The organism is Microbacterium sp. K41 (assembly GCF_004794395.1).
In the GTDB taxonomy this organism is placed as follows: Bacteria; Actinomycetota; Actinomycetes; order Actinomycetales; family Microbacteriaceae; genus Microbacterium; species Microbacterium sufflavum.
The window spans coordinates 1-6,359 of record NZ_SSDO01000054.1 but is presented as its reverse complement, the minus strand read 5'-3'; the positions used below and the strand labels follow the sequence as shown (position 1 = coordinate 6,359).

The window sequence follows — 6,359 nt, the reverse complement described above, 5'->3', positions numbered from 1 at the left end:
CGTGCGCCAGCGCCGGCGCGGACAGCTCGGCCGACAGCGCCGTGAAGCGCTCCACGCTGCGGGCGCCGGGCCAGTCCGCCGGCAGCATCGACGCGGGCAGCCCGGGGTCGGTGTAGGGCAGCACGCGCCACCGGTCGAGCAGGTGCACATACGCGGCGAACGGATCGGGCGGCAGCGTGCTGAGCGACGTCTGGAAGGCGAGGTGCTCCGTCCGCAGCGCACCCAGGTCCCACCACTGCGCTGCCGCCTCCACGAGGGTGCCGGCGGGAGCGGGGGCCACGGCGTCGAACAGCGTCGCCCACTGCCGCGCGCCGAGCTCTTCCAGGATCTGCGTCGCCTCGTCGCGCAGGTGACCGGGGCAGATCCACAGGGCGGGCGACACCACGCCCGCGCCGATCCACTGCAGCCGGCGACGCAGCTGATGCCGCACACTGCGGGCGCTCTCCGGGATCGAGAACGACACCAGGCACCACGGGTCGGTGTCGCCCATCTGCCGCATGGTGAAGATGCGCCGGTCGCCGCGCTCCAGCATGGGCAGCGCCTCCGGGTTCAGGCGGTATCCCGCGGTCTCGCCGCGCTCGGCCAGCAGCAGCCCCTTCTGCTTCAGGCGCGTCACGCCCGTGCGGGCCTGGGCGGCCGGGATCCCCAGCTCGCCCGCGAGGTGCACGAGATGCGCGGCGGAGATCCAGCCGCCGAGGGGCCGCAGATACAGCCCGATCAGCGTCCGCAGCAGCGACGCCGTGCTGCCGGGGCGGGCATCGATGTCGTCGCGCACGGCGGTCGCCGCCGCTTCAGTCGTCATCGGACTCCAGGGCGTCGCGCACGGCCAGCACGCCCGTGATCGTCTCGACGTGCGAGGTGCTGAGCGGGGAGAGTCCGAGGCGGATGCCGTCGGGGAAGCGGAAGTCGGGGATGATGCCGTCCGCCCAGAGCCGGCGGGTGACGTCGCGGAAGTCGGGGTGGCCGATCGTCACATGCCCGCCGCGTCGCGCGGAGTCGCGGGGGCTCAGCAGCCGCACGCCGAGCGGGGCGAGCAGCTCGTCGTACGCGCGCACCGCGAGATCGGTCAGCGACTGCGACTTGGCCCGCACCCCCGCGATCGTCGACTGCTCGATCAGGTCGAGCATCCCCTGCATCGCGAGCATCGAGGTGACGGGCGGCGTGCCGCTGAGCAGCTGCCGGATGTCGCCGCTCGGCACGTACTCCGGCCCCATCGCGAAGATGTCCTCCGCGCTCCACCACCCCTGGATCGGCTGCCGGAGCACCCCCTGCAGCCCGTGGCGGAGGTACGCGAACGCGGGGGAGCCCGGGCCGCCGTTCAGGTACTTGTAGGTGCAGCCGACCGCGAGGTCGACGCCCCACGCGTCCAGCTGCATCGGCACGACGCCGGCCGAGTGGCACAGGTCCCACATCATGAGCGCCCCCGCCTCGTGCGCCGCCGCCGTGATGCCCGGCATGTCCGCCAGCGCGCCCGAGCGGTAGTCCACGTGGCTGAGCGACACGAGCGCGGTGCGGTCGGACACCGCGGCCGTCACGTCGTCCACCGTCACGCCGTGCACCGGGTCGGGTTCCAGCCAGCGGATGGTCAGCCCCGTCTCGGCGGCCACGCCCTCGGCGAGGAACCGGTCGGTGGGGAAGTTGCCCGTCTCGATCACGAGCTCCGTGCGGGCGGGGTCGGCGGCGGCCGCGGCGCGCATGAGCTTGTAGATGAGCACGCTGGTCGAGTCGGCCACGACGGTCTGCCCGGGAGCGGCTCCGAGCGCGACCTCGCCGATGCGGTCGCCCAGGCGCATCGGCAGTGCCATCCACTGCTCGTCCCACGAGCGGATGAGCCGGGTGCCCCAGTCCTCGCGCACGAACGCGGCGAGCTTCTCCGGCATATCCCGCAGGGGGCGGCCGAGGGAGTTCCCGTCGAGGTAGGCCGTGACCCCCGGCGCCTCGGCGAACGCGTCGAGGTGCGCGGCGAGCGGGTCGGCCGCGTCGAGGGCGCGGGCGGCGTCGAGCAGGGCGGCGTCGGAGGAACGGTCGGTCATGTCACACCTTCAGGTCGGCGGCGGTCAGCGGGCGGGCGTCGAACGGATCGGTCGAGCCGTCGGGGAGCAGGAGCAGTAGCGCGCCGGGCTGCAGCGGGTCCACGGGGGCGAGGGCGCGCAGCAGGGCGGCGTCGTCGAGCCCCGCGCGGCGGAGGGCGTCGAGCTCGGCGGGGTGGAGGTCGACCGGGGTGGGGCCGTTGCCCATGTCGGTGCCGTAGAGCACGGTGCCCCCGGCGGCGTGGAACCGTCGCACGTTGTCGACGGCGATGCGCAGGGCGGCGGGGTCGTGGATCGCGAGGGTCGAGATCCAGGAGACCGAGGCCGCGTGGCGGGCGACCTCGGCCTCGTCGAGGCGCTCGGTGAACGGCGCGTGCGCGAGGCGGGCGGCTCCGAGGCGTACGGCCCGCTGCGCCTCGTCGGGGCCCTCGGCGTGCACGACCACCGGCAGGCCGTGCGCGTCCGCGCGCTCGACGATCGCGTGGACGAGCGCGTCGGCGAACACCGGACCGGCCGTGCTGTTGCCGGCGACCTTGAGGAGGGCGACCCCGGCGGCCGCGAGCTCATCGACCGCGGCGACGGCGGCAGCCTCGTCCGCGACCTCCCGCACCGACCCCGCGGGGGCCCAGTCGCGGTCGGACGGGTAGCCGCCGGGCGGGGTGAGGAACGCTCCGGCGTACCGGACCTCGACGGCGTGATCGGGGGTGGCCGAGGTGTGCACCGCGAGCTCACGCAGCACCGCGGGGTTCCCGCCCAGGTCGTCGACCCGGGCGAGGCGCGAGGTGCGCAGCAGGGCGTGGTCGACGAGCTGCAGGTGCACGTGGTGGTCGGTGAAGCCGCCGACGACCCCGCCGGGGACGCGAGGGAGGCCGGGGGCCGGAGTCTCGGCGCGGAGCCGCACGTGTTCCGCGGTCGCCTCGACGACGCCGTCGCGCCACCGGGTGCCGTCGAAGTACGTCGCGGCGTGCATCTCAGCCGCCGATCTCGGTGCGGACGGTGTAGAGCTCGGGGAAGAACGTGAGGTCGAGGGCGCGCTGCAGGAATCCGACGCCGCTGGAGCCGCCCGTGCCGACCTTCATGCCGATCGTGCGCGACACGGTCTTGAGGTGCCGGAACCGCCAGAACTGGAAGTTGTCCTCCAGGTCGACCAGGTCTTCGCACGCCTCGTACAGGTCCCAGTGCGTGCCGGGGTCCTGGTAGATGGCGCGGATCGCGGGGACCAGCGCCGGGGTCTCGCGGTAGGGCTCGCGCACGTCTCGGTCGAGGATCTCGGCCGGAACGGGCAGTCCGCGGCGGGAGGCGTAGCGCAGGAACTCGTCGTACAGCGTGGGCTTCTCCCACTCGGCGGTGAGCAGCGCCAGGTTCGCGGGATGGTCGCGGAAGACGCCGAGCATCTTCTCGTTCTTGTTGCCCAGCGCGAACTCCACGGCGCGGTACTGCACCGACTGGAAGCCGGACGAGGTGCCGAGTGAGCCGCGGAACTGCGCGTATTCGGTCGGGGTGAGGGTGGCGAGCACGGACCACTGCTGCGTCATCACGTCTTGGATCTTCTTGACCCTGGCGATGCGCTTGAGGGCTTCACGCAGGTCGTCGGCGGCCAGCAGCGTGCGCGCGGAGGACAGCTCGTGCAGCACCTGCTTGAGCCACAGCTCGGTGGTCTGGTGCTGGATGATGAACAGCATCTCGTCGTGGTGCTCCGGCTGGCTCACGGGGTGCTGTGCCGTGAGCAGCTGATCCAGGGCGAGGTACGAGCCGTAGGTCATCCGTCCGGTGAGGTCGGTGACGATGCCGTCTTCCAGGGCGCGCTGGTTCTCCGGGTGCATGCGGAAAACATATCACTTCTGTGGCGACCGTCACGGGAGTGAAATGTTCTCAGCGGGTGGTGTGCTTCCCCAGGAACGCGATCGTCTCGTCCAGAGCGGTCTGCGCATCGGGCAGGTCGAGGTGGAACTGGTACTCGTGCGGCAGGGCAGGTTCGTGATCCATCGGCCAGAACAGCGTCGTCACCTTCACACCCAGGGACTCGAGGCGCTTCGCCATCGGGATCGACTGGAGCCAGGTCAGACCGTCGCCGTTGCCGCCGGAGATGTACGTGGCGGGGAAGTCAGCCGTCACCCAGTCGAGCGTCGACATGGTCGACCCGGTGGAGTCCTCCGCCCAGGTCTTCGTGCCCGAGTACGCCCACATCGCGGTCTTGAGGCCCCAGCCGGCGATGCCGTCGAGCTCGGCCAGGGCCGCGAGGTCGTACACGCCGCAGTTGAGGATCGTGGCGGCGAGCTGGTCGGCCTTCAGCGAGGGCGAGATGCCGACGATCTCGGCGTAGTCGGGGTTGGTGATGAGCGCGGCCATCTGGCTGGCGAGCTGGCTGCCGGCGGAGTCGCCCGCGAGCACGATCTGGTCGGGGTCGACGCCGAGTTCCGCGGCGTGCTCGTCGATGTAGGCGAGGGCCTGATCGAGCTGCCGCACCGCGAGCGGGTACACGCCCTCGGGGCCGATCGTGTAGTTCACCCCGACGGTCGTGTAGCCCTCGGCCGCGAGGATCCGGAGGTACGGGTCGACGTTCTCCTTCTCCCCGGAGATCCAGGCGCCCCCGTGGATCCACACCACGGTCGGCAGTGGACCGTCGGCGTCGGCCGGGCGGAACACGTCCATCGTCGTGTCGGTGCCCGCGTCGCCGTACGCGATCCCCTGCTGCACGTCGAGCGCGGTGTCGGGCACGTGCTTGTCCATCTCGGCGGCGGTCTCGTCGCCGCCCTTCGTGAACACCGCGCGGATGACCATGGCGGACGGCCAGGGGGTGAGGCTGCTGATGAGGGCGACCACGGCGGCGACGGCCACCACGATCACCACGATCACCTTCGTGCGGTGCCAGGGCTTCCGGGCCTTCGTGGGGTGGACGGACTCTCCGGTGTGCGCGTCGGTGCTCATGGACCCTCCCGGCAACAGTGTGCCAGTATTCCGGCCCGTCGAATCGCCGGTGCGGGCGGGTGTGTCCTGGCGCCCCGTGCGATCGCGGCCGTCCCTGCGGCCCCGGGCCCGGGGAGGGGCTCAGCGGGAGAGACCGCCGATCAGCTGCCGAAGGCCGTAGGCGTAGGCGCGGTCGACGTCGCCGCCCAGGCGGAAGGCGCCCGCGAGCTCCATCTGCAGGAACCCGGTCGCCCAGGCGGTGAAGAGCCGGGCGGCATCGAGGGCGTCGTCGTCGCCGACCCTGGCCGCGCACGCCCGGATGACCGGTGCCGCCGTGCGCTCGAGGGCCTCCTGCGGCACGGGTACAGCGAACATCAGCCGGAAGCCCTCGGGGTGCGTGTGCGCGAAGGCGCGGTAGGCGGTGGCGAGCTCGGCGAGGTCGTCGCCGACCCTCTCGAGGCCCTCACCCAGCGCGTCGACCGTGGCGGTCGCCACCGCGGCGAGCAGTGCCTCGCGATCCTTCACGCGCTTGTAGAGCGAGGGGGCGCGCACGCCGACGCGCGTCGCCACGGCCTGCATCGTGAGGCCCGAGGGACCGGACGCCTCGAGGATCTCTCGTCCGGCGGTCACGATCGCGTCGGTCGTGGTGCGTTCGGGGGTCGGCATGCATCCTCCAGCGATGGCTATTGACAGTAGCCATCATAGCTACGTATCGTAGCTATCGCAATCATCCGAGAGGACCCGCCATGCAGCTCGCCCCGCACCTCCACCGCCTCGGCAACGACATCGTCGCCTCGTACCTGATCGACCTGCCCGAGGGCATCACGCTCATCGACGCCGGTCTACCCGGACACTGGAAAGACCTGCAGCACGAGCTGTCCGCCATCGGTCGTCCGCTGTCCGACGTCCGCGGTCTGGTGCTCACCCACGGCGACAGCGACCACATCGGCTTCGCCGAACGCCTGCGCCGCGAGACCGGCGTGCCCGTGATCATCCACACCGCCGACGCCCACCGCGTGCGCACGGGCGAGAAGCCCCGGACGCCGATGGGGCCCGCGCGCCCGCTGCCGATGCTGGGCTTCCTCGCCTACGGCCTGCGCAAGAACGCGCTGCGCACGCCGCACGTCGCCTCGGTCGTCGAGGTGGACGACAGCGCGGTGCTCGACCTGCCCGGTGCCCCGGTGGTCGTCGGACTGCCCGGCCACTCGCCCGGCAGCATCGCGGTGCACGTGCCGGCGGTCGACGCGGTGTTCGTGGGCGACGCGCTCACCACACGGCACGTGCTCACCGGGCGCGAGGGTGCCCAGCCGGCTCCCTTCACGGATGCACCCGCAGAGGCCCTGGCGTCGCTGGACCGGCTGGCCGCGCTCGACGCGTCGTGGGTGCTCCCCGGGCACGGCGCTCCCTGGCGCGGCTCCCCGG

At 72.3% G+C, this 6,359-nt stretch carries 7 protein-coding genes; 1 reads left to right on the top strand and 6 read right to left on the bottom strand.

What is annotated here, in order from left to right; genetic code table 11:
• The 6 genes from DW309_RS00875 to DW309_RS00850 form a co-directional block, all read right to left on the bottom strand.
• Positions 1-802 (bottom strand): PaaX family transcriptional regulator (locus tag DW309_RS00875; protein ID WP_136044261.1); only part of this gene is annotated, 802 nt, incomplete at its 3' end.
• Positions 792-2,033, bottom strand: a complete 1,242-nt coding sequence (locus tag DW309_RS00870) for a kynureninase (protein WP_136044260.1) — start codon at positions 2,031-2,033, stop codon at positions 792-794. The genes DW309_RS00875 and DW309_RS00870, both read right to left, overlap by 11 nt.
• Position 2,034: 1 nt before the next feature.
• Complete coding sequence (locus DW309_RS00865) at positions 2,035-3,000, bottom strand: amidohydrolase family protein (RefSeq protein WP_136044259.1); 966 nt, start codon at positions 2,998-3,000, stop codon at positions 2,035-2,037.
• Position 3,001: 1 nt separating this feature from the next.
• Complete coding sequence (locus DW309_RS00860; protein ID WP_136034845.1) at positions 3,002-3,853, bottom strand: tryptophan 2,3-dioxygenase; 852 nt, start codon at positions 3,851-3,853, stop codon at positions 3,002-3,004.
• 49 nt (positions 3,854-3,902) lie between these two features.
• On the bottom strand, positions 3,903-4,958 hold the full coding sequence (locus tag DW309_RS00855; protein WP_136044258.1) for an alpha/beta hydrolase: 1,056 nt from the start codon (positions 4,956-4,958) through the stop codon (positions 3,903-3,905).
• Between the two features lie 120 nt (positions 4,959-5,078).
• The gene (locus tag DW309_RS00850) at positions 5,079-5,603 is read right to left on the bottom strand and encodes a TetR/AcrR family transcriptional regulator (protein ID WP_136044257.1); all 525 of its coding nucleotides are present in this window, start codon (positions 5,601-5,603) and stop codon (positions 5,079-5,081) included.
• Positions 5,604-5,683: 80 nt separating this feature from the next.
• Between DW309_RS00850 and DW309_RS00845 the strand changes: the two genes are divergently transcribed.
• Positions 5,684-6,359, top strand: a 676-nt coding sequence (locus DW309_RS00845) for an MBL fold metallo-hydrolase (protein WP_136044256.1), incomplete at its 3' end; no start/stop codon positions are given.